We start from the raw sequence: 26,084 nt of genomic DNA, 5'->3' as shown, positions 1-26,084 counted from the left end.
AACATGACCCCAGCAACGACCGAGGCGTCGCGGCGGCGCGACACCCCCCAGGACTCGGCACCCACCCCGGTCATCTCCGTACGCGACCTGTGGAAGGTGTTCGGGCCCAAGGCGGCCCAGGTGCCCGGCTCCGAGGAACTGCGCGGACTCACCCGCCGCGAACTGATGGACCGCACCGGATGCACGGCCGCCGTGCGCGACGTGAACTTCGAGGTCGCGCCCGGCGAGGTGTTCGTCGTGATGGGCCTGTCCGGCTCCGGCAAGTCCACCCTGGTGCGCTGTCTGACCCGGCTCATCGAACCCACCGCCGGCGAGATCCTCTTCGAGGGCGAGGACATCCGCGACGCGGACGCGAGCCGCCTGCGCGAGCTGCGCCGCAGCAAGTTCTCCATGGTCTTCCAGCACTTCGGGCTGCTGCCGCACCGCCGGGTCGTCGACAACGTGGCCTTCGGCCTGGAGATCCGCGGTATGAGCAGAGCCGAGCGCACCAGGCGCGCGCTGGAGGTCGTCGAACTCGTCGGCCTCTCGGGCTACGAGAGCTCCTACCCCGACCAGCTCTCCGGCGGCATGCAGCAGCGCGTGGGCCTCGCCCGCGCCCTGGCCGGCGACCCCGACGTCCTCCTCTTCGACGAGCCGTTCTCGGCGCTCGACCCGCTGATCCGCCGGGACATGCAGAACGAGGTCGTCCGTCTGCACCACGAGGTCGGCAAGACGATGGTGTTCATCACCCACGATCTGTCCGAGGCACTGCGCCTGGGCGACCGCATCCTCATCATGCGCGACGGCAGGATGGTCCAGTGCGGCACCGGCGACGAGCTGGTGGGCGCCCCCGCGGACGACTACGTACGCGACTTCGTCAGGGACGTGCCCCGCGGTGACGTGCTGACCCTGCGGTGGATCATGCGCCCGGCGGAGCCGGACGACCCCCTAGACGGTCCCGAGCTCGGCCCGGACGTCGTGGTGAAGGAGGCCACGCGGGCGGTGCTCGCGGCCGAGAAGCCGGTCAAGGTCGTCGAGAACGGCAAACTGCTCGGCATCGTCGGCGACGAGGAGATCCTCGCGGTGGTCGCCGGGCAGGAAGGCGACGCCTGATGACCGTCGCCGTAGAGAAGACGCAGAGACCGCAGAGAACCGGGAACGAGGAGCCGCCCGCTCCCGCCCGGCGGGCGCCCACGGCCAGCCGCTCGATGAGCGTCGGCGCGATCCTGGTCGTCTGGCTCGTCCTCTTCGCCGTGCTGCGCGGCAAGCAGACCCTGTCGCTCGCCGCGGCCGATCTGACCGACCTGCACCGGTGGTTCAACGACGTCAACGACTCCATCGGCGCGAACCGCAACTCCAACCCGCTCTTCCTCTACTTCTTCAACGAGATCCGCCTGGTCATCGACACCCTGGTGACCTTCGTCCAGGAGCTGATCTCGCAGCCGACCGCGGGCCGCCCGGTTCCGCAGATCGGCTGGCTCGGTGTCGTGGGCATCGCCGGCTACGTCTCCTGGGCCCTGGGCAACTGGCGGGTCGCGCTGCTGGCCGTCGCCGGCTTCACCTTCCTCGGCCTCCAGGGCCTCTGGCAGGAGAGCATGGACACGCTGGCGCTGACCCTCTCAGCGGTCTTCGTGGCACTGCTGTTCGCGCTTCCCCTGGGGGTGTGGGCCGGACTGTCCGACCGGTTCAACCGGGTCGTGACGCCGTTCCTGGACTTCATGCAGACGATGCCGACTTTCGTCTATCTGGCGCCCCTGACCCTGTTCTTCCTGATCGGCCCGGCCTCCGCCACCATCGCGACGGCCATCTACGCTGCGCCGCCCGCGATCCGCATCACCGCCCACGCGATCCGCTCGGTTCCCGAGACCACCGTCGAAGCGGCGGACTCGATGGGCGCGACGCGGCGCCAGGCGCTGCTGAAGGTCCTGCTGCCGATGTCCAAGCGGACCGTGGTGATGGGCGTCAACCAGACCATCATGGCCGCCCTGGCCATGGTGACCATCGCGGCCCTGATCAACGCCCCCGGCCTCGGGGCGACCGTCGTCCAGGCCCTCCAGTCGCTGGACGTCGGCACGGCGTTCAACGCCGGACTGGCCATCGTCGTCCTGGCCATCGTGCTCGACCGGGTCACCACCGCCGCGAGCGGACGGGCCGACACGGCCCGGGGCTCGGACAGTCCCTTCCTCAAGTGGCGGCGGCACCTGTTGGTGGCCGGGGGAGTGGTGGCCGCGGTCCTGGTGTACCTGTCGCACACCTATCTGTGGGCGGCCGAGTTCCCCGGCGAGGGCGGCACCGGCAGCACCATCGCCAAGGCGGCCACCGACGTGACCACCTGGGCACAGGACAACCTGTCGGGTCTGACCAACGCCTTCCGCGACGCCCTCACCAACGGCCTGTTGAACCCCTTCCAGACCCTGCTGACCGACTCGCCGTGGTGGCTCGTGGGCGCAGCCCTCGTCGCGCTCGGCACGGTGCTCGGCGGATGGCGTGCCGGGGCCACCTCCGCGGTGTGCGTGGGTCTGCTCATCGCCACCGGCGTGTGGTCGGACGCCATGACGACCCTGGCCTCCACCGCGGTGGCGACCGTGCTCGTGATGCTGCTCGGTGTCGTCCTCGGGGTGTGGATGGGGCGCAGCGCGCTCGTCGACCGGCTGCTCAGGCCATCCCTGGACGCGGCCCAGGTCATGCCGCCGTTCGTCTATCTCGTGCCGTTCCTCGCGCTGTTCGGCGCGACACGGTTCACGGCGATCGTCGCCGCGGTCGTCTACGCGGCACCCGTCGCCATCAAGATCATCGCCGATGGGGTGCGGGCCGTGCCCGGGACCACCGTGGAAGCGGCGATGTCCACCGGATGCAACACCTGGCAGATCATCACCAAGGTGCAGCTGCCGATGTCACGCGGAGCCCTGACCCTCGCGACCAACCAGGGCCTGATCTACGTGCTGTCGATGGTCGTGGTGGGCGGCCTGGTGGGAGCGGGCGCCCTCGGCTACGACGTCGTGGCCGGGTTCTCGCAGGGCCAGTTGTACGGGAAGGGGCTGGCGGCCGGACTCGCCATCGTCCTGCTCGGAGTCATGTTCGACCGGATCACTCAGGCGGCGGCTCGCCGCGCCGGAGCATAAGGAGCACCTCACCATGGCACGACACTTCAGAGCCGGCGCGGCCGGCCTGGCCGTCCTCGGCCTCACCCTCACGGCCTGCGGGGGCGCGAAGGTCGGCGACGACAGCGCGGCCGGCTCGGGCAGCTCGGGCAAGTGCGGCACCTTCAACCTCGCGATCAACCCGTGGGTCGGCTACGAGGCGAACGCGGCGGTCCTCGCGTACGTCGCCGAGCACGACCTCGGCTGCAAGGTCGAGCAGAAGGACCTCAAGGAGGAGATCGCCTGGCAGGGCTTCGGCACGGGCGAGGTCGACGCCGTCGTGGAGAACTGGGGCCACGACGACCTGAAGAAGAAGTACATCACCGACCAGAAGACGGCCGTCGAGGCCGGCCCGACCGGCAACAAGGGCCTCATCGGCTGGTACGTGCCGCCGTGGCTGGCGAAGGCGCACCCGGACATCACCGACTGGAAGAACCTCGACAAGTACGCGTCGAAGTTCAAGACCTCGGAGTCGGGCGGCAAGGGGCAGCTCCTCGACGGCGACCCGTCGTTCGTCACCAACGACGAGGCGCTGGTGAAGAACCTCAAGCTGGACTTCAAGGTGGTGTACGCGGGCAGTGAGACAGCGCTCATCCAGGCCTACCGCAACGCAGAGAAGAACAAGCAGTGGGTGATCGGCTACTTCTACGAGCCGCAGTGGTTCATGTCCGAGGTGCCGCTGAAGAAGGTCAGCCTGCCCGAATACAAGGAGGGCTGCGACGCCGACGCGGAGAAGGTCGCCTGTGACTACCCCGTGTACGAGCTCGACAAGATCGTCAGTGCGAAGTTCGCCAAGTCGGGCAGCCCGGCCTATGACCTGGTGAAGAACTTCACCTGGACGAACGACGACCAGAACACCGTGGCCAAGTACATCGCGGTGGACAAGATGGCGCCCGAGGCCGCGGCGAAGAAGTGGGTCGAGGCCAACCGCGGCAAGGTCGACGCCTGGATCAAGTAGCGCGCGGTAACGCCCGTGTGAGTCCGGCCGGAGAGGCCCGGCAGGCTGTGTCGTCAGCCTGCCGGGCCTCGTGGTTTTGCGGTACTTCCTCCCCGCCGCGCCCGGGTGATTTTCCGGCGTCGCGGACCTCTTGACACGCCGATGCGCGGCGGGCACATTGAGTTGCGCAACCTGAACCCTGTTGCGTAGACAGCAACTGAATCGCTTTCAACGTCGGAGGTGCGGCGATGGCGGGACCCCGGGTGGTCATCATCGGAGCGGGCGTGGTGGGGGCGGCGCTCGCCGACGAGATCTCCGCGCGCGGCTGGACCGAAGTGACCGTGGTCGACCAGGGCCCACTGCCCGCCACCGGGGGTTCGTCGTCGCACGCCCCGGGCCTGGTCTTCCAGACCAACCCCTCCAAGACCATGACGGAGATGGCCCGTTACACCGTCGAGAAGTTCTGCTCCCTCGACGTCGACGGGCAGCCCTGCTTCCTCCAGGTCGGCGGCCTGGAGGTGGCCACCAGCCCGGAGCGCGTCACCGAACTCCATCGGCGCCACGGCTGGCTCGCCTCCTGGGGCATCGAGTCCCGGCTGCTGTCCACCGAGGAGTGCGTCGCACAGCACCCGCTCGTCAACCCGGACAGGGTCCTCGCCGGCCTTCACGTGCCGACGGACGGCCTCGCCAAAGCGGTCCTCGCCGTCGAGGCGCAGATCCGCCGGGCCACCGAGCGCGGCGTCCGCTTCCTCGCCCGCCACGAAGTCCTCGACGTCCGGCAGGCCGAGGGCGAGGTGACCGGCGTCCTGACCGACCAGGGCGAGATCCCCGCCGACATCGTCGTCTGCTGCGCCGGCATCTGGGGCCCGAAGATCGCCCGCATGGCCGGCATGAACCTCCCGCTCACCCCGCTCGCCCACCAGCTCGCCTGGACGGGCCCGGTCCCCGCCCTGGCCGGACAGACGCAGGAGGCGGTCCGCCCGATCCTGCGCCACCAGGACGCCGACCTCTACTACCGCGACCGCTTCGACGGCCTGGGCATCGGCTACTACGGCCACCGCCCGATGTCCGTCTCCGCCGACGACATCCTCTCCGTGGACGAGGCCGACGAGATGCCGTCCGTCCTGAAGTTCACCGAGGAGGACTTCGAGGAGGCCTGGACCGAGACGCAGTCACTGCTCCCGGCGACGCAGGACGCCAAGGTCGACGAAGGCATCAATGGCCTGTTCTCCTTCACCACCGACGGCCTGCCCCTGCTGGGCGAATCCCCGGACGTCAAGGGCTTCTGGGTCGCCGAGGCCGTCTGGGTCACGCATTCCGCCGGCGTCGGTCGGGCCATGGCCGAGTGGCTCGTCGACGGCTACTGCTCCTCCTTCGACCTGCACGAGTGCGACGTCAACCGCTTCGAGCCGCACCAGCTCTCACCGGAGTACGTACTGGCCCGCGACTGCCAGAACTTCGTCGAGGTCTACGACATCCTCCACCCCCTCCAGCCGTCGGGGGACCCGCGCCCGATCCGCACCAGCCCGTTCCACACCCGCCAGCAGGAGCTGGGCGCCTTCTTCCTGGAGGCGAACGGCTGGGAGCGGCCGCAGTGGTACGAGGCCAACGCGAACCTGGTCGAGGGGCGCTCCATCATCACCCCCAACGACTGGGCCGCGCGGTACTGGTCGCCCATCGTCGCCGCCGAGGCCCAGACCACCCGGCAGACCGTCGCCCTGTACGACATGACGGCCCTCAAGCGGCTGGAGGTCAGCGGGCGCGGCGCCGGCGAGTTCCTGGAGCGGCTGTGCACCGGCAAGGTCGCCAAGTCCGTCGGCTCGGTGACGTACACGCTGCTCCTCGACCACGACGGCGGCATCCGCAGCGACGTCACCGTCGCCCGGCTGTCTCCCGACCTCTTCCAGGTCGGCGCCAACGGCAACCTGGACCTCGACTGGTTCACCCGCCACCTCCCCGCCGACGGCACGGTCCAGGTCCGCGACATCACCCCCGGCACCTGCTGCATCGGCCTGTGGGGGCCGCGCGCCCGCGACGTCCTCCAGCCGCTCACCGACGCCGACTTCTCGGCGACCGGCCTGAAGTACTTCCGCGCCAAGCGCGCCCACATCGGCTCCGTGCCCGTCACCGCGATGCGGCTGTCCTACGTCGGCGAGCTCGGCTGGGAGCTGTACACCACGGCGGATCTGGGCCTGAAGCTGTGGGACACGCTGTGGCGGGCGGCCGAGCCGCTGGGCGGGATCGTGGCCGGGCGCGGCGCGTTCAACAGTCTCCGTCTGGAGAAGGGCTACCGGTCCTTCGGCACGGACATGACGTACGAACACGACCCGTACGAGGCCGGGGTGGGCTTCGCCGTGAAGCTCGACAAGGACGACTTCATCGGGAAGGCGGCGCTGGAGCGGCGCAAGGCCGATGTCCGGCGGAAGCTGACCTGTCTCACGATCGACGACCCTCAGGCCGTCGTCATGGGCAAGGAGCCGGTGTACGACGGGGACTGTGCGGTGGGGTACGTCACCAGTGCGGCTTATGGCTACACGATCGGCAAGGGCATTGCCTATGCGTGGCTGCCGGTGGAGCTGGCCGCTCCGGGGACCGTTCTGCACATCGGGTACTTCGACCAGTCTGTTGAGGCCGTGGTGGCTGAGGAGCCTCTCTTCGACCCCACCATGTCCCGTTTGCGTGGCTGAGTCGTCGTCTGCGGGTGCGTCGTGGCTTGTCGCGCAGTTCCCCGCGCCCCCTAAGGCCGTTCCAGCACAGCCTCGTTGGAAGGAACACTCCAGGTGACTGCACATCTGCTCGACGGCAAGGCCACTGCCGCCACCATCCGGCGTGAACTCGCCGAGCGCGTGGCCAAGTTGGCTGCCATCACCGGGCGTGCTCCGGGCCTCGGTACTGTCCTGGTCGGTGACGACCCTGGCAGTCGTGCCTACGTCGGTGGCAAGCACCGGGACTGTGCCCAGGTAGGCATCGCCTCGATCCGGCGGGAGCTGCCCGCCGACGCCACCCAGCGGCAGGTCGAGGAGACGATCGACGAGCTCAACACCGACCCCGCCTGCACCGGCTACATCGTCCAGCTCCCGCTGCCCCGCCACCTGGACGCGGGCGCCGTACTGGAGCGCATGGAGCCGGCAAAGGACGCCGACGGACTGCACCCCGTCAACCTCGGCCGGCTCGTCCTCGGCGTGGAGGCGCCGCTGCCGTGCACCCCGCGCGGCATCGTCGAACTGCTCCGCCGGCACGACGTGCCGCTCGCCGGAGCCCGGGTGTGTGTCATCGGGCGGGGCATCACGGTCGGACGGCCGATCGGGCTCCTGCTCACCCGCCGGTCCGAGAACGCCACCGTCACCCTCTGCCACACCGGAACGAAGGGCCTGGCCTGGCACGTACGCGAGGCGGACGTCGTCGTCGCGGCCGCCGGTTCGCCCGGCCTGATCACCAAGGACATGCTGCGCCCCGGCGCGGCCGTCCTGGACGTCGGCATCACCCGCACCGACCAGGGCCTGGTCGGAGACATCCACCCGGACGCCGCCCAGGTCGCCGGATGGCTGGCGCCGATGCCCGGGGGCGTGGGCCCCATGACCCGCGCCATGTTGCTCGCCAATGTCGTCGAGGCCGCCGAGAGGAACGCGAACGCCGTATGAACGCGCTGAACACCCCCCTGGCGGAGCTGGACCCCGAGGTCCACGCCGCGCTCCGCGCCGAGCTGCACCGCCAGCAGTCCACCCTGGAGATGATCGCCTCCGAGAACTTCGCGCCCTCCGCCGTGATGGAGGCCCAGGGTTCGGTCGCGACCAACAAGTACGCCGAGGGCTACCCGGGCCGCCGCTACTACGGCGGCTGCGAGCACGTCGACGTCACCGAGCGGCTGGCCATCGAGCGCGTCAAGTCTCTCTTCGGCGCGGGCTTCGCCAACGTCCAGCCGCACTCGGGCGCCCAGGCGAACACCGCCGTCTTCTTCGCGCTGCTCCAGCCCGGCGACACCGTCCTCGGCCTCGACCTCGCGCACGGCGGGCACCTCACGCACGGCATGCGCATCAACTACAGCGGCAAGATGCTCAACGTCGTGCCCTACCACGTGTCCGAGGCGGACAACCTCGTCGACATGGACGAGGTCGAGCGGCTCGCCAAGGAACACCGCCCCAAGATGATCATCGCGGGCTGGTCGGCGTACCCCAGACAGTTGGACTTCGCGGCCTTCCGCAGGATCGCCGACGAGGTGGGCGCCCTGCTGATGGTGGACATGGCGCACTTCGCCGGGCTGGTGGCGGCAGGACTGCACCCGAGCCCCGTACCGCACGCCCATGTCACGACCACGACGACGCACAAGACCCTCGGCGGCCCGCGCGGCGGCGTCATCCTCACCAACGAGGCCGACCTCGCCAAGAGGATCAACTCGGCGGTCTTCCCCGGCATGCAGGGCGGCCCCCTGGAACACGTCATCGCTGCCAAGGCGGTGTCGTTCAAGGTCGCCGCGACACCGGAGTTCGCCGAACGCCAGGCCCGGACGCTCGCGGGGTCCCGCATCCTCGCCGAACGCCTCACCCGGCCGGACGCGGCAGCCGCCGGAGTCAAGGTGCTGACCGGCGGCACGGACGTCCACCTCGTCCTGGTCGACCTGCGCGACTCCGAGCTGGACGGCCGCCAGGCCGAGGACCTGCTCCACGAGATCGGCATCACCGTCAACCGCAACGCCGTGCCCTTCGACCCGCGTCCGCCGATGGTCACCTCCGGCCTGCGCATCGGCACCCCCGCCCTGGCCACCCGCGGCTTCACCGAGGAGGACTTCGCCGAGGTCGCGGACGTCGTCGCGCTCGCCCTCCAGCCGCAACCGGACGTGGTCGCCCTGCGCGCCCGCACAGAGGCCCTGGCCGCCCGGCACCCGCTCTACCCGCACCTGTCCGAGGACGGAGACGCCCGATGAGCCCCCGCACCCCCGGCGCCGAGCTCCCCGAACACCCCGACTGGCTGTGGCGCAACCCCGAGCCCAAGCGCTCCTACGACGTCGTCGTCGTGGGCGGCGGCGGACATGGCCTGGCCACCGCCCACTACCTGGCGAAGAACCACGGCATCACCAATGTCGCCGTGCTGGAGAAGGGCTGGCTGGCGGGCGGCAACATGGCCCGCAACACCACGATCATCCGCTCCAACTACCTCTGGGACGAGAGCGCCGGCATCTACGAGCACGCCCTCAAGCTGTGGGAGGGCCTGGCGGACGAGCTCGACTACCCGATCCTCTTCTCCCAGCGCGGCGTACTGAACCTCGCCCACAGCCTCCAGGACGTCCGCGACAGTGTGCGCCGGGTCGAGGCCAACCGCCTCAACGGCGTGGACGCCGAGTGGCTCGACGCGGACGGCGTCAAGGACGTCTGCCCGATCGTCAACACCTCGCCGGACGTGCGCTACCCCGTCCTGGGCGCCACCTACCAGCCGCGCGCGGGCATCGCCAAGCACGACCACGTCGCCTGGGGCCTGGCCCGCTCCGCCGACGCCGCCGGCATCGACATCGTCCAGAACTGCGAGGTCACAGGCCTCGACGTGGTCGGCAACCGGGTGGTCGGCGTCCAGACCACCCGGGGCCCGATCGCCGCAGGCAAGGTGGCGCTCTGCTCGGCGGGCCACACCTCGGTCCTGGCGGCCATGGCGGGCATCGACCTCCCCGTGCAGAGCCACCCCTTGCAGGCGCTCGTGTCGGAGCTGCTGGAACCGGTCCACCCGACGGTCGTCATGTCCAACGCGGTCCACGTGTACGTCAGCCAGGCGCACAAGGGCGAGCTGGTGATGGGCGCGGGCATCGACGCGTACAACTCCTACACCCAGCGCGGCGCCTTCCACATCATCGAGGAGCAGATGGCGGCGGCCCTGGAACTCTTCCCGGTCTTCGCCCGCGCCCACGTACTGCGCACCTGGGGCGGCATCGTCGACGTCAGCCCCGACGCCTCACCGATCATCGGCCTCAGCCCGGTGGACAACCTCTACCTCAACTGCGGCTGGGGAACCGGCGGTTTCAAGGCCACCCCCGGTGTCGGCTGGGTCTACGCCCACACCATCGCCCATGACACACCGCATCCGCTGAACGCCCCCTTCTCGCTCGACCGTTTCACCACCGGCGCGCTCGTGGACGAGCACGGCGCGGCCGCGGTGGCCCACTAGGCCCACTGGAAGCTTTGGGAGCCGATCCATGCTGCTGATCCCCTGCCCGTGGTGCGGACCTCGTGACGAGGCCGAGTTCCACTACGGCGGCCAGGCCCATGTGCCGTACCCGGAGGCCCCGGCGTCCCTCACCGACGAGGAGTGGGCCCGCTACCTCTTCTTCCGCGACAACCCCAGGGGCCCCTTCGCCGAGCGCTGGAGCCACGCAGCGGGCTGCCGCCGCTGGTTCAACGCCGTCCGGGACACGTCGACGAACGAGATCCTGACGGTGTACAGGGCGGGGGAGGAGCGCCCGGCCACTTTCGGGACACGCCCGGTGAAGTCAGCCCGTCCGGCGCTTGAGGACGAGGCCGTCCAGGCCGATACGGGGGTCTGGGGGCAGAGCCCCCAGCGGGGTCCGGGGGCAGAGCCCCTGTTTTCGGGAAGGGGCGGGGTGGGGGAGGACAACCAGCCGTTCCGCCACCCCACCCGAGGCCGCATCCACCGCGACGAGCCCCTCACCTTCACCTTCGACGGCACGGAGTACCAGGGCTGCAAGGGCGACACCCTCGCCTCCGCCCTCCTCGCCAACGGCGTCATCCAGACCGGCACCAGCATCAGACGGGGCCGCCCCCGCGGCATCTTCTCGGCCGGTGTCGAGGAACCCAACGCGGTCGTCCAGATCGAGGAACCGTTCCCCGAGCCCATGCTCCCGGCCACCACCGTCGAGCTCTACGACGGCCTCGTCGCCACCAGCCTCCCCGGCCAGGGCCGCCTCGCCACCGAACCGGACCCGGCCCGCTACGACGCCGTGCACACCCACTGCGATCTCCTGGTCGTCGGCGCCGGCCCGGCCGGCCTCGCCGCGGCGGCGGCCGCCGCCCGCTCCGGCGCCCGCGTCATCCTCGCCGACGACCAGCCGGACCCCGGCGGCAGCCTCCTCGGCACCGGCGAACTCCTCGACTGGGTGGCCGAGACGACCGCCCGGCTCGACGCCGCCCCCGACGTGCGCGTCCTGCGCCGCACCACGGTCTTCGGCTACTACGACGACAACCACCTGCTCGCCGTCGAGCGCCGCACCAACCACCTCGGTGCCGCGGCTCCCGAGAAGGTGTCGCGGGAACGCGTCCACCGCATCCGGGCCCGCCACGTCGTCCTCGCCACCGGCGCCCACGAACGCTCGCTGGCCTTCGCGGACAACGACCGGCCCGGCGTGATGCTGGCCGCTTCGGCCCGCGCCTACGTCAACCGCCACGGCGTCCTGCCCGGCCGCCACGCGGTCGTCTTCACCACCAACGACAGCGCCTACGCGGTGGCGATGGACCTCGCCGCGGCGGGCGTCGCCATCGAGGCCGTGATCGACACCCGTCCCGAGCCGGGTCCGTGGGCCGAGCGCACCCGCAGGGCCGGCATCGAGGTGCTGACGGGCCACGCCGTCACGGCCACGGAAGGCGCCCCCCGTCTCACCGCCGTCACGGTCGCCCCGTACGGGGAGACGACAGGGCGACGGGAGTTCGCCGCCGACCTGCTCCTGGTCTCCGGCGGCTGGAACCCGGTCGCGCACCTGTTCAGCCAGGCGGGCGGCAGGCTCCGCCACGACGAGGAGCTCGGCAGTTTCGTCCCCGACTCCTCACGTCAGGCCGTCGAGGTCGCGGGCGCCGCGAGCGGTGTCTTCGACCTCGGCCGGATCCTCGTACAGGGGGCGGCCGCGGGAGCCCGCGCGATCGAGGCCGAGGGCTACACCCCTCAGGCGCCCCGCCTGCCGCGGGTGGCGGCACAGCCGCAGACGCCGTCCATGCCGGTGTTCACCGTCCCCGGCCGTGAAGGCGCCCCGCGCTTCGTGGACCTCCAACGCGACGTCACCGTCGACGACCTCGCCCGCGCGACCGGTGCCGGAATGCGCTCGGTGGAGCACACCAAGCGCTACACCACGGCCGGCACGGCCAACGACCAGGGCAAGACCTCCGGCGTCCTGGCCAGTGGCGTCGTCGCCGAACTGCTCGGCGTGGACATCTCGGCGCTCGGCACGACCACGTTCCGGCCCCCGTACACCCCCGTCTCCTTCGCCGCCCTCGCCGGCCGCGACCGCGGCGTGCTGAGCGACCCGGTCCGCACCACCGCCCTGCACGAGTGGCACGTCGCGCACGGCGCCCTCTTCGAGAACGTCGGCCAGTGGAAGCGGCCCTGGTACTACCCGCGGGATGGCGAGGACATGGAGACGGCCGTGCTGCGCGAATGCGCCGCGGCCCGTGAGGGCGTCGCCTTCATGGACGCCTCCACCCTCGGCAAGATCGACGTCCAGGGTCCGGACGCCGCCGCCTTCCTCGACCTGCTCTACACCAACATGATGAGCACCCTGAAGGTCGGCATGATCCGCTACGGCGTGATGTGCCGTCCGGACGGGATGGTCTTCGACGACGGCACCGTCATCCGCCTCGACCAGGACCGCTACCTGGTCACCACCACGACGGGCAACGCCGCCACCGTGCTGGACTGGATGGAGGAGTGGCTCCAGACCGAGTGGCCCGAGCTGAAGGTCCATTGCACCTCCGTGACCGAACAGTGGGCCACCGTCGCCCTGGTCGGTCCGAAGTCCCGCGAGCTCCTCGGCTCCCTCGCGCCGCAACTGGCCGTGGCGAACGACGACTTCCCGTTCATGGCGTGGCGGGACACGACGGTCGGGGGCATCGAGGCCCGGGTGTGCCGGATCAGCTTCTCCGGGGAACTGGCCTACGAGATCAACGTGTCGCCCTGGGAGGCCCTCGCCTTGTGGGAGGCGCTGTACGCGGCGGGCGCCCCGTACGGCATCACCCCGTACGGCACGGAGACGATGCACGTCCTGCGTGCCGAGAAGGGCTACCCGATCGTCGGCCAGGACACCGACGGCACGGTGACGCCGCAGGATCTCGGCATGAGCTGGGCGGTGTCGAAGAAGAAGCCCGACTTCATCGGCAAGCGTTCCTTCGCCCGGGCCGACACCGTCCGGCCCGACCGCAAGCACCTGGTCGGTCTGCTCCCGGAGGACCCGGGCACGTTCCTCCCCGAGGGCACGCACCTGGTCGCCGACAGCGTGCTGCCCGCGCCCCCCGTTCCGATGCTCGGCCATGTCACGTCCAGCTACCGCAGCGCGGCCCTCGGCCGGACCTTCGCGCTCGCACTGGTCAAGGGCGGACGCGAGCGCATCGGTGAGCGCCTCTACGCCCCCGTCGGTGACCGGCTGGTCCCGGTGACCGTCGCGAGCCCCGTCCTCTACGACCCCGAGGGAGCCCGCCGCGATGGCTGACACCGCCCTTACCGCCCCGCTCCGCAGCCCCCTGTCGCACGCCATGGACCGGCTGGCCGCCGCGACCCGCACCTCCGGGGGCGCCGTCCGGCTGGCGGAACTCCCCTTCCTGACCCAGATCAACGTCCGCCTCGATCCCAAGGGAGCGGCGGCGGACGCCGTGGGGCTGGCGCTGGGGCTGCAACTGCCCGTGGAGCCTGGCACCGTCGTCCGGGCCGGGGAGCTGACCGCGCTGTGGCTCGGCCCCGATGAGTGGCTCGTGGTGGGCCCGCCGGGCGGCCGGCGCGGGCTGGAGAACCGGATCCGTGAGGCCGCGGGTGACGAGCCCGTGTCCGTCGTCGACGTCTCGGCCCAGCGCACCACCCTCCTCGTCGCCGGGCCCCGTGCCCACGACCTGCTGGCCCACGGCTGCTCGCTGGACCTGCACCCGCGCGTCTTCGGCCCGGGACGCTGCGCCCAGACGACGCTGGGCCGCACCCAGGTCGTCCTGGTGGCCCGTGACGACCCGAGGGCCGGGTTCTGGGTGCTGGTCCGCTCCTCCTTCGCCGGCTATCTGGCGGACTGGCTGCTGGACGCCGCCGTGGAGTGGACGGGCTGAACCCGGACACCACGAAAGCGGCGGTCGCAGATCCGGACACCGAATCTCCGACCGCCGCTCGGCAAGCGAGCCCGTCCCTGCCTCAGCCCGTGTAGCCCAGACGGCGGCTGAGCTCGTCGGCTCCCGCGACGAGCACCTCCGCCAGCTCGCGCATCCGGTCCTCGGTCAGCCGGAAGGCCGGCCCCGACGCGCTGAGGGCGGCGACGACCTCGCCCTCCTCGGAACGCACGGGCGCGGAGAGGGCGTTGAGGCCCTCCTCGTACTCCTCCATCGTGATGGCGTAGCCCTGCTCCCGGGCGACGGCGAGGTCCGCCTCCAGCTTCTTCCTGGAAGTCACCGTGCTCGGTGTCATACGGGGCAGGCCCGTCTCGGTGAGGAGCTGGTCGCGGTCCTTCTTGTCGAGGTGCGCGAGGAGGATCTTGCCGCTCGACGTGCAGTGCAGCGGCGTCTGCCGTCCCACCCAGTTCTGCGCGGCGATGGCCGAGGTGCTGCGCACCTGGTAGAGGTTGATCGCGTGGTGGGATTCGAGCACGGCGATGTTCATCGTCTCGCCCACGTCGTCGACGAGGCGCTCGCAGATGCCCCGTCCGTGCCGGGTGACGGCGATACGGCCCGTCACCGCCCCGGCCAGGCGCACGACTCCGAAGCCGAGACGGTACTTCCCGCGCTCGCTCTCCTGCTCGACCATCCCGTGCGCTTCCAGCGCGCCGAGCAGCCGGAAAGCGGTGGACTTGTGGACGTCGATTGCCGCGGCCACTTCACTCACGCCCGCCTCGCCGTGCTGGGCGAGGATCTCCAGCACGGCGACCGCGCGGTCAACGGACTGCACTCCGCCACTCGGAGCGCCAACGGGCTCGGCACCGTAGTTGCTCATGGCGAAACCCTAGGTGAAATGGTCAACGGGTGTGAGGGGGTGGAGGCCGATTTCCTCAGCGGAAGACGACCGTACGGTTGTCGTTGACCATGATGCGACTCTGGCTGTGCCATTCCACCGCCCGCGCCAGGACCTGCGCCTCCACGTCGCGCCCCAGGGCGACCAGGCTGTCCGGTCCCTGTGAGTGGCTCACCCGGACGACGTCCTGCTCGATGATGGGCCCCTCGTCGAGGTCCGGGGTGACGTAGTGGGCCGTCGCTCCGACGAGCTTGACGCCGCGCTCGTGCGCCTGGACGTAGGGACGGGCGCCCTTGAAGCTCGGCAGGAACGAGTGGTGGATGTTGATCGCCCGGCCTTCGAGCTGCTTGCACAGGTCGTTCGACAGGATCTGCATGTAGCGGGCGAGGACCACCAGGTCGATGTCCAGCTCCTCGACGAGCTCCAGCAGCCGCGCCTCCGCCTCGGGCTTCGTCTCCTTGGTCACGGGCACATGGTGGAACGGAATGCCGTAGCTCTCGGCGAGCGGTTCGAAGTCCCGGTGGTTGGAGACGATCGCCGGCACCTCGATGTTCAGCGCGCCGGTACGGCAGCGGAAGAGCAGGTCGTTCAGGCAGTGCCCGAACTTCGACACCATGATCAGTGTGCGCGTCGGGGTCGACGCCTCGTACAGCTGCCAGGAGATCCGGTACGCCTCCGCCACCGGTGCGAAGCCGGACTTCAGGTCCTCCAGCGTCATGCCCGGGTCCGTGACGTCGAAGTGCACCCGCATGAAGAAGCGGTCCTTGAGCCGGTCGTCGAACTGCTGGCTCTCCTGGATGTTCCCGGAATGCCGGACGAGGAAGCCGGTGACGGCGTGGACGAGGCCCGAGCGGTCGGGGCACGACAGGGTGAGGACGAACTCACGGCCGGTGGTGGGTCCAAGAGACACTGAGCCCTCCCTGAGGGAAGTGCGTATTGCGCAACAGTGGGACTGATACGCAACATGGTCCCGGCTCCGGCGGCCCGGGGTCAAGGTCTTGACAGTGCTTCGGGCGGACTGCACTGTGAGTTGCGTAGCAAGAGGTCCGTTGCGTATGAGGCAACCACTCGCCCGACCGGGGCGCTTCACTCCGAGGTGAACCATGACTACGACCGGCCTGCCGGACAGCCTGATCGCGACCCTTCCCGGCGACCACTACACGGACCCGGAGATCTTCCGCCTCGAGCAGGAGCACATCTTCGAGTCCATGTGGTTCTGCGCGGCACGCTCGTCGGAACTGGCGAAGCCGGGTGCGTTCCGGACGGTGGACGTCGGACGGGAGAGCGTCCTGCTGACCCGCTCCCGGGACGGCTCGGTCAAGGCCTTCTTCAACGTGTGCCGGCACCGGGGCGCGAAGCTCTGCACCCAGGAGTCCGGCGAGGTGAAGCGGGCCTTCCAGTGCCCGTACCACGCCTGGACGTACGACCTGAACGGCAAGCTCGTCGCGGCCCCGAACCTGACCAAGATGCCCGACATCGGCCGCACCGAGTACGGCCTGGCGAGCGTGGCGGTGCGCGAGTGGCTCGGCTACGTGTGGGTGTGCCTCGCCGAGAACCCGCCGCCGTTCGAGGAGTCGGTGATCGCCGACGTGGTCGCGCGCCTGGGCGACGTCGAGTCCATCGAGCGCTACGACGTCGAGAGCCTGGAGGTCGGCCGGCGGATCGTCTACGACGTCCGGGCCAACTGGAAGCTCATCATCGAGAACTTCATGGAGTGCTACCACTGCGCGACCATCCACCCGGAGCTGACCGAGGTGCTGCCGGAGTTCGCCGACGGGTACGCCGCGCAGTTCTACGTGGGGCACGGCGCCGAGTTCGGCGCGGACGTCCAGGGCTTCACCGTGGACGGCTCGGAGGGCCTGGACCGCATCCCGGGCGTCACCGAGGACCAGGACCGCCGGTACTACGCCGTCACGGTGCGCCCGCAGGTGTTCATCAACCTCGTCCCCGACCACGTGATCTTCCACCGGATGTTCCCTGTCGCCGTCGACCGCACGATCGTCGAGTGCGACTGGCTGTACCTGAAGGGTGTGGTGGAGAGCGGCCGGGACGTCAGCCGGTCCGTGGAGCTGTTCGACCGGGTCAACCGGCAGGACTTCGACGCCTGCGAGCGCTGCCAGCCGGCCATGAGCTCCCGGCTGTACGCCAAGGGCGGCGTCCTGGTGCCCAGCGAGCACCACATCGGCGAGTTCCACGACTGGGTCCAGGACCGCCTCGGCACCCGCGCGAACCTCGCGGAGCGCTAGTCGACGGCCCGCAAGGCACCCGCCGATGACCCCGACGACTCCCGTCTGCGGGTGGGCCCGCCCCAGGACCACGCCGCCGGCCTCCCCGCGGTCATCTCCTCCCTGCGCCACGCCCACGCGCAGATGGGCGCCCGCCGCAGTCTGCTCACCCTGCTGAGCGTCAACCAGTAGTCGGGCTCACACCCTCGCGGACTCGCCGGGCGCAGTGACTACTGGCTCGGCCAGCAGGGCCGCCTCACCCCGAGTTCTCTGCCGGGGCCGAACGCCGGGCCCCTGCCTTCCGGACGGTGGCCTATCCCACCCCGCGTGGCTGCTGCGCCGCCTATTTCCCCGAGACCAACGTCCTCGTGCCCCGTTCGTGAACATCTCGTTGCCGATGATCCCTGCCGGTGCCGGAGCGCTGATACTGACCGGGTTTGCGGACAGGGCAGGGCAGGGGCAGAGACAGGAGGCCGGATGGGCGGGACGGTGGGGGCGGGGCTGGTCGCCGGCTTGCTGATCGCGGTGGTGACCGTGCCGGCCGGGGTGTCCGGGGCGGTGTTCCTGCTGCCGGTTCAGTTGAGCGTCTTCGGCGTGCCCAGCCCGGCCATCACGCCGACGAACCTGCTCTTCAACGTGGTGGCCGGGCCGGGCGCCCTCTGGCGGTACCGCCGCGACGGCGCTCTGCGCGGCGGCCTGGCCCGGCGCCTGGTCGCCGGCACGCTCCCCGGCGTCGTGCTCGGCGCCGCACTGCGCGTCTTCGCTCTGCCCGGACCGGGTGTGTTCCGGCTGCTGATAGCCGCCCTGCTCCTGCCGCTCGGGGTGTGGCTGTGCATCAGCACCCTGCGCCCGGCCCGCGGCCGTTCCGTCGGGGCGGCGGAGCCGTCCCCGGTGGCGCTGACCGCTCTGGCCGTGGCGGTGGGAGTGGTCGGAGGGATCTACGGCATCGGCGGCGGATCCCTCCTCGGACCGATCCTCGCCGCCCGGGGTCTGCCCATGGCGCGGGTGGCGCCGGCCGCACTCGCCGCGACGTTCGCCACCTCTGTCGTCGGCGCCGGTGCGTATGCGTTGCTGTCCTTGGTCAGCGTCGGCGACGTCGCACCCGACTGGTGGCTCGGGCTGGCCTGCGGACTGGGCGGCCTGGTCGGCGGTTACCTCGGCGCCCGCCTGCAGCCCCGCCTGCCGGAGACGGGCCTGCGTCTCCTCCTGGGCGGCCTGGCTGCAGGTCTGGGCATCCTCTACGTCGTCCAGGCCCTGGCCTGAGGCGCCGCGTCCGCCGTGGCGCCTTCGAGGGCAGGACGCGCGGTCAGTTGTCCGTGCCCTTGGGCTGGGTTTCGCCCTCGGGCGCGGCCGCCGACTCCGAGGCAGGGGCGGTGTAGAAGACGGACCTGCCCTGCTTGGAGCGCTCCGCCTGGCTCTTGGCCACGAGGCCTTCGAGCGTGACGCGCACGACCTTGGCCGCGATGCCGCGCTGGGGGTGGGCTTCGCCGAGTGCGGCGGAGATCTCCGCCGCGGAGCGCGGTTCCTTCTGCTCGGCGAGATGGCGGCGAATGAGCTCGACGAGGGTGGGCTCGGGCGCCTTGGCGTTGTCCGTCGTCTTGGCCGCGGGCTTCTTCGCCGCGGGCTTCGCGACTGCCGGCTTCGCTGCCGCGGGCTTACCAGCTGCCGGCTTCTTGACTGCCTTCTTCGCCGGCGTGGCGGCGGACTTACGCGCCTTCTGCTTCGCGCCGACCGCCGGCTCGGCCTTCTTCCGACGCGGGGAAGGCAGCACGGGACTCTCGGACTCGGCTGCGGACCCGTTCGGCGACGTGGTGATGCCGAGTGCCTGCTGCATGGTCACCAGCACGCCGTGGTCGTGCTGGAGAGCGGCGAGCTGCTCCTGCAGAGTGGTGATTTCCGCACCGATGCGTTCTTGCTCCTTGAGGTTCGCTTCGAGGTCGCCGGTCACCTGGGCGATGTACTGCGATGCCAGTTCGGTGGCGGGAGTCTTTGTCTCGGGCATGGCACTGACCTTTCCTCGGCGTCGAAGGCAAGCTGCGGGTGATGCCTGTCCCAGGGCGGGCTTCAGTGGCCCGGTGGGGGGAGTTGGGCGTCCAGCGAGCTGCCCTGGTGAGAGATGGTACGGACATGAGAGGCCAGTTGTTCCCGTTGAGTGATGTCCTCTTTCCCGGCGCCGGACTCACAACTGCAGCCTTCGGCGTCAACGGGCGTACAACAGGCCCGAGTTGGCGAGGGCTCCCGTCCGGCAATTGCCGGCTGAACGCCTGCACGGCGTCCGCGGCCCGCCCGGCAGGATCAGGATCGCTGCCGTGTCGCGTGTGGAGCGGCTGTCACCAGCCGGGCCGTTCAGGCATCACCGTCGGCCGGGACCCGTAGGGCCACCCGGCACCCGCAGCCGGCGGTCGGGCCCGATGCGAGGCACAGAACTGCCGGACCACCTCCAGTGAGCTGAGGCGGTCACCAGTGACGGCTGCCCACCAGGTAGGCGATGCCCGCGAGGACGGCCAGAACCAGCGCCGGGATCGCCAGCCCTTTCGCGATCGAGGTCAGTGTGTGCGTACTGCTCGCCGCCTGCCTCGTGTAGTGCTCCCGCCGTGTTCCCAGGTCGTGCCGGGCCACCGCGCCGACCACCAGCGCCACCGCACCGGTGACCAGACACACGATGAGAGGCGTGAGCGCTCCGTACTCACGGACGTTGTCCTCGATGGTCCCGTGCACCCCTTCCTCGCCCCGTTCGACGATGGCCGTCACCGCCCTCTGCATGGCCAGTACGAAGGTGCCGATGGACGCGACGGCCAGGGCGAGAGCGGCACCGGCAAGGGCGGGGGCGCGTCTGTCCTTTCGACGGGCGGAGGCAGTGGTCTCGGGCGGCTTCTTGGGACGAGGTGGGGTGCCCGGGGGCCCAATGACCACCGTGTGCTGCTCGTCGCCCCCTCCGTGAGACGGCTCCGTGGGACCGTTCGAGGTGCCTGTGTCGGGCCCCGTGCCACCGGGCCCGTGCGACGGAGTCACCTCCGCCTCGACATGGATCACCGACTCGTCGGCCACACCCTTCAGCACGATGTCACCCGACAGGCGTCCCTCGGTGGCCGTGTCGATGTGGACCTCCAGACCGCTGCCGGTCGGGTCGACCCGCAGCCACGACTGTCTGGGCTGGGCCACGCAGTGCCGGGCCAGCGGCGGGCCGTGCATGGTCACGGACTGCTTGCGAGGGGCGGACCCCTTCGCTATCACACCGAAGTCCAGGTGGTCCGGCGACGGTGCGAGCCGGATCTTGCCCAAGGCGTCGGACGCCATGCCGGCGATCTGCTGGATGTCGTTGCGGGCGACCTCCTCCAGGTGCTGACGCGCCCCTTCCGCCACGGGCAGCTCCCTGTGCTGCAACCGTTTCTGCAACTCCAGCACGGCGCCCTGCCGGGTGAGGAACTCTTCGCTGCTCATCGCGGCCTGCAAGGAGGGCGGTGAGGGACTGGCAACGATCTTGATGCGGCCGCGCCGGCTGTGTGCCAGGTGCAACTCCCCGTGCAGCTCCGCCGCCTTCTTCGGCGTCTGATGGGGGTTCTGCTCCCGCACCTGCCTGTAGACGTACTCATACAGGTCGTCGAGGGAGACCTTGCCGTCCGCATCGAGGTCGGCCTCGCCGGTCTCCAGGCCCTCGACCACCGCGTGGGTGAACACCGAAGGCCGCGGAGCGGAGGAGTCTTCCGTGAGGTGGTTGTCCTCGAAGGCGTACTCCATGGAGTCGGACGCGGTGATGACGGCCCAGCCCCGCCCGCTGACCGGCTCGTCCTTCGCGAAGGACTCGAGGACGTTGACGTCTCCGGACGCGCGCACGGAGGACGAGCCCCGGGAGAAGGCCCCGCCGTAGCAGCAGTCGAGGAACAGCACGCTGCGGCCCGCCCGCGTGACGGACATGCAACTGCGGACGAACTGGGAGGGCACAGCAGTGGCGGCCAGCAGCGGGGGCTCGGTGTCGCTCGCGGCGAAGTACAGCTCGCCCGACTCGCTCTTGAGGCCGTGGCAGGAGAAGTGCAGCAAGAGCGTGTCGGCGCGGCGGCGGTCGTTGAAGAAGCGTTGGATGCGCCGGCGCATGACATCGGCCGACGCGTTGTGCACGACCTCCACCTCGAAGTCGCCGATTTGCGGGTCGTGCAACACCTTCTCGAGGGCCGCGGCGTCCTGGGCGGGCGCCCTGAGTTTCTTGAGCCCCTGGTCGGTGTACCGGTCGTTGGCGATGATCAGCGCGTGTCTGGACTCCGTCATGGCTCGGCTCCAGCCGGGGAATGGCGCCGGATGAAGATCTCGAACGCCTCCGCGACCTGGTCGTCGGTCGCCTCGGACACTTCCAGGACGTCGTCGCCCATCCGCAGGTGCAAGGACGGGCGCGTGTCATGGCGACGGCCCAACCACGACCTGATGACGGTCATCACCTGGTTCAGGGCGGTCGCCGAGCTGCCCAGGGTCACCAGCAGGGCACCGATCTGAGTGACGTCCACGGCCCGTGCTCCCGGAGGGACCTCTCCGCCGGGAAGCGCCGTGACATCGTCCACGTCGAGGTCGAGCAGTTCCTGACGCAGGTAGCCGGTCAGTTCGGCGATGCGTTCTGCTTCGGCGTCCTCCTCGGTGAGGAGGATGCGCAGTTCGTTCTCCACCGTGTCAGCCCCTTCGTTCGTGCTCACCGGGGCGGCGCAGAGGTCGAGGTATCGGTGGACTCCACGTCATCATTTCCAGTTTCCGCTGCTCAGAGCCGGGTGGCAAGTCACCCATGGCGGAATGATTTTCACGCTTCAACCGTAAGGTTCCGCTTTCAACCTGGAGGGCGGGGCGATGCCGCGTGACGGACCGATAAACCGCATTCAACCGATTGTCACTGCTTCGAGGTAAGCATCTCGTCTCGCTGGTGGTTGCGGCCCGTCCAGCGGCTAGCTTTCTGCAGGTGGGCGGATCGCCGTGATCCGTCCAGCCCGTTGCCCACTCCTCCCTGTCTCCCGTCGGCGCATCCGCGTGCGCCGGACGCCCCGTCGTGCAAGGAGAGACTCCCTCCCGATGACCGTCGACAGCATCCCGGAAACCCGGACCACACCCGACGCGGCGCAGCAGTCGCTGGGCACCGCCGCCGCCCGCAACCTCGCCACCACCACCAAGTCCGCCCCGCAGATGCAGGAGATCACCTCCCGCTGGCTGCTGCGGATGTTGCCCTGGGTCGAGGCCGAGGGAGGCGCCTACCGGGTCAACCGGCGGTTGCGCCATACCCTCGGCGACGGACGCATCGAGTTCGTCCAGGAGGGCGCAACGGTCAGGGTGATCCCCAGGGAACTCGGTGAACTGGCCCTGCTGCGGGGATTCGAGGACACCGGCGTCCTCACCGCACTCGCCGACCGCTGCACACAGCGTGACTTCGCGGCGGGTGACGTCCTTGTCGAGCGCGGCAGCCCCGCCGACCGGATCCACCTGATCGCCCACGGCCGGGTCAGCCGGACCGCCACGGGCAAGTACGGCGGAGAGATCGCCATCGCGGTCCTCGCGGACGGCGACCATTTCGGTGCGAACGCCCTGCTGGACCCCGAGGCCCGCCACGACAGCACGGTCACCGCCGAGACCTCCGGCACCCTCCTCACGCTCTCCCGTTCCGACTTCGCCGCAGTGCAGGAGTCGGCGCCCGCCCTCCGGGCCCACGTCGAAGCGTTCAGCTCCCGCTCGCGACTGCGGCAGAACAAGCACGGCGAGGCCGAGATCGCCATGTCGGCCGGCCACGTCGGCGAGACCGACTTGCCGGGCACCTTCGTCGACTACGAACAGCAGCCGCGCGAGTACGAACTCTCCGTCGCACAGACCGTACTGAGGATCCACACCCGGGTAGCCGACCTCTACAACGGTCCGATGAACCAGAGCGAGGAGCAACTCCGGCTCACCATCGAGGCCTTGCGGGAGCGCCAGGAGCACGAGCTCATCAACAACCGTGAGTTCGGACTGCTGCACAACGCCGACTTCAAGCAGCGCATCCAGCCCCGTTCCGGTACGCCCACCCCGGACGACATGGACGACCTGCTCTGCCGCAGGCGCGGCACCAAGATGTTCCTCGCCCACCCCAGGACCATCGCCGCCATCGGGCGGGGCTTCAACGCCTGCGGTCTCTACCCCGACCACGTCGACCTCGGCGGCCAGTCCGTACCCGCCTGGCGCGGAGTCCCCATTCTGCCCTGCAACAAGATCCCCATCAGCAAGGAGCAGACCAGCTCCATCATCGCGATGCGCGCCGGCGAGAAGAACCAGGGCGTCATCGGCCTGCGGCAGACCGGACTGCCGGACGAGTACGAACCGGGGCTCTCGGTGCGGTTCATGGGCATCAACGAACAGGCGATCAACTCCTACCTCGTCAGCACCTACTACTCCGCCGCAGTGCTCCTCCCCGACGCCCTCGGCGTCATGGAGAACGTGCAGATCGCTTCCAGACCGCGCTGAAGCTGTGATCCGCGCAGGTCACGCCTGACACCCCCGCACGGAGCGCCCACCCCACCGCAGCAAGGAGCTGCCGATGCCCGACTCCGGGCCCCTCGGACCACCCCTGCCCGAACAGCGGCCGATGACGCCCACGGTCGCACCGGACGCCTTCACGGCCATGCCGGACGCCCCCACAGCCGTACCGGACGCCCCCGCGCCGGTGGCCGCGGGCCTTCCGCTCACGCCCACCGCCCGGCACTTTCTCGCCGCACTGCATCCGCCGGTCACGATTCCCGACCCGTCGCCGCCGCCGACGGCCGCCCCCGTACCGGACACGCACGACGCGGCCGAGGCCGGCTCGGCGCTAAGGCGGGTTCTGCGCGGACCCACCGGACCGGGCACGACCTCTCTCTCCGTGGCCGAGAGGTTCCAGACCCCGCTCCCGGATCCGGAGCCCCCGGCCCCCGCCCCGCCCGCCGAGGGGCGAGCCGTCCCCGGCCTCTACTACCACCCCGTCCCGGAACCCGACCCCGTACGCGTCGAAGAGGTGAGCCGCCGGATCAAACACTGGGCCGAGGACGAGATCCAGCTCTACCCCGAGGAATGGGAGAAGCAGTTCGACGGATTCTCCGTCGGCCGCTACATGGTCGCCTGCCATCCCGACGCCCCCACGGTCGACCACCTGATGCTCGCCACACGGCTGATGGTCGCGGAGAACGCGGTGGACGACTGCTACTGCGAGGACCACGGCGGGTCACCCGTCGGCCTCGGCGGGCGCCTGCTCCTCGCGCACACGGCGATCGACCACTTCCACACGACCGCGGAGTACGCGCCGGCCTGGCTGGAGTCGCTCGGGTCGGACGCCCCGCGCCGGGCGTACCGCAGCGCGATGGACTACTTCGTCCGCGCGGCCACGCCCTCCCAGTCCGACCGCTACCGGCACGACATGGCCCGGCTGCACCTGGGCTACCTCGCCGAGGCCGCCTGGGCGCAGACCGGTCACGTCCCGGAGGTGTGGGAGTACCTGGCGATGCGCCAGTTCAACAACTTCCGCCCCTGCCCCACGATCACCGACACCGTCGGCGGCTACGAACTGCCCGCGGACCTGCACGCCCGGCCGGACATGCAACGGGTCATCGCCCTCGCCGGCAACGCGACCACCATCGTCAACGACCTCTACTCGTACACCAAGGAACTCAACAGCCCAGGCCGCCACCTGAACCTGCCCGTGGTGATCGCGGAACGCGAGCAACTCTCCGAACGCGACGCCTATCTGAAGGCCGTCGAGGTCCACAACGAACTCCAGCACGCCTTCGAGGCCGCCGCGGCCGATCTCGCGGCGGACTGCCCCCTGCCCCCCGTGCTGCGCTTCCTCAAGGGCGTGGCCGCCTGGGTCGACGGCAACCACGACTGGCACCGCACCAACACCTACCGCTACAGCCTGCCCGACTTCTGGTAAAGAACGGACCTTTCTGTGACCACTGAAATGACGACGGAAACGACCACCACCGCCTCCGTGAAGATCCCGGCCCCGGCGACGCCGTACCAGGGGGACATCGCCCGCTACTGGAACAACGAGGCACGGCCGGTCAATCTCCGCCTCGGTGACGTGGATGGGCTCTACCACCACCACTACGGCATCGGCGAGGTGGACCAGGCCGCGCTCGGCGACCCGGCCCACAGCGAGTACGAGAAGAAGCTCATCGCGGAGCTGCACCGGCTGGAGTCGGCACAGGCCGAGGTCCTCCTGGACCATCTCGGCCCCGTCGGGCCCGGCGACACCCTCGTCGACGCCGGCTGCGGGCGCGGCGGCTCCATGGTCATGGCCCACCGCCGCTTCGGCTGCAAGGTCGAGGGCGTCACCCTCTCCGCGACCCAGGCCGACTTCGGCAACAGGCGGGCACGGGAACTGCGGATCGAGGACCACGTCCGCTCCCGCGTGTGCAACATGCTCGACACGCCCTTCGAGAAGGGCAGCATCGCCGCTTCGTGGAACAACGAGTCGAGCATGTACGTCGACCTCGACGACCTGTTCGCCGAGCACTCCCGCTTCCTGCGGGTGGGCGGCCGCTACGTGACGATCACCGGCTGCTGGAACCCCCGCTACGGCCAGCCGTCGAAGTGGGTCTCCCAGATCAACGCCCACTTCGAGTGCAACATCCACTCGCGCCGCGAATATCTGCGCGCCATGGCCGACAACCGGCTCGTGCCGCAGGCCATCGTCGACCTCACTCCGGACACCCTGCCCTACTGGGAGTTGCGGGCCACGTCCTCGCTGGTCACCGGGATCGAGGAGGCGTTCATCGAGTCCTACCGGGACGGCTCCTTCCAGTACGTCCTGATCGCGGCCGACCGGGTCTGACCCTGCCTTGCGCGTGCCGGGGTCCTCACCGCGGGCCCCGGCTCCCCGAGTTGGATGAGGTCGCGCTCAACCCGCGCCGCACATATGGGGATGTGAAG

Annotated in this window: 19 protein-coding genes; 14 read left to right on the top strand and 5 right to left on the bottom strand. The window is 70.1% G+C overall.

What is annotated here, in order from left to right:
• Positions 1-3: 3 nt before the first annotated feature.
• The 9 genes from OO68_RS14770 to OO68_RS14730 all read left to right on the top strand — a co-directional run bounded on the left by OO68_RS14770 (position 4) and on the right by OO68_RS14730 (position 14,066).
• Positions 4-1,092: a quaternary amine ABC transporter ATP-binding protein gene (locus OO68_RS14770; protein ID WP_033308806.1), complete on the top strand. Its 1,089-nt coding sequence runs from the start codon at positions 4-6 to the stop codon at positions 1,090-1,092.
• On the top strand, positions 1,092-3,101 hold the full coding sequence (locus OO68_RS14765) for an ABC transporter permease (protein ID WP_033308805.1): 2,010 nt from the start codon (positions 1,092-1,094) through the stop codon (positions 3,099-3,101). Before OO68_RS14770 ends, OO68_RS14765 begins: the two co-directional genes overlap by 1 nt.
• A 13-nt stretch (positions 3,102-3,114) precedes the next feature.
• On the top strand, positions 3,115-4,077 hold the full coding sequence (locus OO68_RS14760) for an ABC transporter substrate-binding protein (protein ID WP_033308804.1): 963 nt from the start codon (positions 3,115-3,117) through the stop codon (positions 4,075-4,077).
• Between the two features lie 227 nt (positions 4,078-4,304).
• Positions 4,305-6,743, top strand: a complete 2,439-nt coding sequence (locus OO68_RS14755; protein ID WP_033308803.1) for a GcvT family protein — start codon at positions 4,305-4,307, stop codon at positions 6,741-6,743.
• A 93-nt stretch (positions 6,744-6,836) separates the two neighbouring features.
• Complete coding sequence (locus tag OO68_RS14750) at positions 6,837-7,697, top strand: bifunctional methylenetetrahydrofolate dehydrogenase/methenyltetrahydrofolate cyclohydrolase (protein WP_033308802.1); 861 nt, start codon at positions 6,837-6,839, stop codon at positions 7,695-7,697.
• On the top strand, positions 7,694-8,977 hold the full coding sequence (glyA, locus tag OO68_RS14745; protein WP_033308801.1) for a serine hydroxymethyltransferase: 1,284 nt from the start codon (positions 7,694-7,696) through the stop codon (positions 8,975-8,977). The genes OO68_RS14750 and glyA overlap by 4 nt, the downstream gene beginning before the upstream one ends.
• Complete coding sequence (locus tag OO68_RS14740) at positions 8,974-10,206, top strand: sarcosine oxidase subunit beta family protein (RefSeq protein WP_033308800.1); 1,233 nt, start codon at positions 8,974-8,976, stop codon at positions 10,204-10,206. Before glyA ends, OO68_RS14740 begins: the two co-directional genes overlap by 4 nt.
• A 28-nt stretch (positions 10,207-10,234) precedes the next feature.
• Positions 10,235-13,468: a sarcosine oxidase subunit alpha family protein gene (locus tag OO68_RS14735; RefSeq protein WP_033308799.1), complete on the top strand. Its 3,234-nt coding sequence runs from the start codon at positions 10,235-10,237 to the stop codon at positions 13,466-13,468.
• Complete coding sequence (locus OO68_RS14730) at positions 13,461-14,066, top strand: sarcosine oxidase subunit gamma (protein ID WP_033308798.1); 606 nt, start codon at positions 13,461-13,463, stop codon at positions 14,064-14,066. Before OO68_RS14735 ends, OO68_RS14730 begins: the two co-directional genes overlap by 8 nt.
• Before the next feature lie 82 nt (positions 14,067-14,148).
• Here the strand turns inward: OO68_RS14730 and OO68_RS14725 are convergent, their stop codons facing one another.
• The gene (locus OO68_RS14725; protein WP_078625305.1) at positions 14,149-14,940 is read right to left on the bottom strand and encodes an IclR family transcriptional regulator; all 792 of its coding nucleotides are present in this window, start codon (positions 14,938-14,940) and stop codon (positions 14,149-14,151) included.
• Between the two features lie 55 nt (positions 14,941-14,995).
• The gene (gene purU, locus OO68_RS14720; protein ID WP_033308796.1) at positions 14,996-15,868 is read right to left on the bottom strand and encodes a formyltetrahydrofolate deformylase; all 873 of its coding nucleotides are present in this window, start codon (positions 15,866-15,868) and stop codon (positions 14,996-14,998) included.
• 193 nt (positions 15,869-16,061) lie between these two features.
• Here purU and OO68_RS14715 point away from each other — a divergent pair, with 193 nt between their 5' ends.
• Both OO68_RS14715 and OO68_RS14710 read left to right on the top strand, forming a co-directional pair.
• Entirely contained in the window at positions 16,062-17,204 is a 1,143-nt protein-coding gene (locus OO68_RS14715) for an aromatic ring-hydroxylating oxygenase subunit alpha (protein ID WP_033308795.1), read from the top strand.
• A 456-nt stretch (positions 17,205-17,660) separates the two neighbouring features.
• Entirely contained in the window at positions 17,661-18,446 is a 786-nt protein-coding gene (locus OO68_RS14710; RefSeq protein ID WP_033308794.1) for a sulfite exporter TauE/SafE family protein, read from the top strand.
• A 43-nt stretch (positions 18,447-18,489) separates the two neighbouring features.
• On the opposite strand, the gene OO68_RS14705 is transcribed toward OO68_RS14710, so the two are convergent.
• From OO68_RS14705 to OO68_RS14695, 3 genes are all read right to left on the bottom strand, one after another.
• Positions 18,490-19,185 carry a hypothetical protein gene (locus tag OO68_RS14705; RefSeq protein WP_033308793.1) on the bottom strand — a complete coding sequence of 232 codons (696 nt, stop codon included), beginning with the start codon at positions 19,183-19,185 and terminating at the stop codon, positions 18,490-18,492.
• A 455-nt stretch (positions 19,186-19,640) separates the two neighbouring features.
• Positions 19,641-21,446: a caspase family protein gene (locus OO68_RS14700; RefSeq protein WP_051814634.1), complete on the bottom strand. Its 1,806-nt coding sequence runs from the start codon at positions 21,444-21,446 to the stop codon at positions 19,641-19,643.
• The gene (locus OO68_RS14695; RefSeq protein ID WP_051814633.1) at positions 21,443-21,862 is read right to left on the bottom strand and encodes a hypothetical protein; all 420 of its coding nucleotides are present in this window, start codon (positions 21,860-21,862) and stop codon (positions 21,443-21,445) included. The genes OO68_RS14700 and OO68_RS14695 overlap by 4 nt, the downstream gene beginning before the upstream one ends.
• Positions 21,863-22,229: 367 nt before the next feature.
• Here OO68_RS14695 and OO68_RS14690 point away from each other — a divergent pair, with 367 nt between their 5' ends.
• The 3 genes from OO68_RS14690 to OO68_RS14680 all read left to right on the top strand — a co-directional run bounded on the left by OO68_RS14690 (position 22,230) and on the right by OO68_RS14680 (position 25,986).
• A complete protein-coding gene (locus tag OO68_RS14690) occupies positions 22,230-23,645 on the top strand; it encodes a family 2B encapsulin nanocompartment shell protein (RefSeq protein ID WP_033308792.1) in 1,416 nt (471 codons plus the stop codon).
• Between the two features lie 73 nt (positions 23,646-23,718).
• Positions 23,719-25,083, top strand: a complete 1,365-nt coding sequence (gene tcp, locus OO68_RS14685) for a 2-methylisoborneol synthase (protein WP_033308791.1) — start codon at positions 23,719-23,721, stop codon at positions 25,081-25,083.
• 27 nt (positions 25,084-25,110) lie between these two features.
• Complete coding sequence (locus tag OO68_RS14680) at positions 25,111-25,986, top strand: geranyl diphosphate 2-C-methyltransferase (RefSeq protein WP_033308790.1); 876 nt, start codon at positions 25,111-25,113, stop codon at positions 25,984-25,986.
• The last annotated feature ends 98 nt before the right edge of the window (positions 25,987-26,084 follow it).

It is taken from the genome of Streptomyces iakyrus, assembly GCF_000717055.1.
GTDB classification, from domain to species: domain Bacteria; phylum Actinomycetota; class Actinomycetes; order Streptomycetales; family Streptomycetaceae; genus Streptomyces; species Streptomyces iakyrus.
This window is presented reverse-complemented; position numbering and strand designations above follow the sequence as displayed.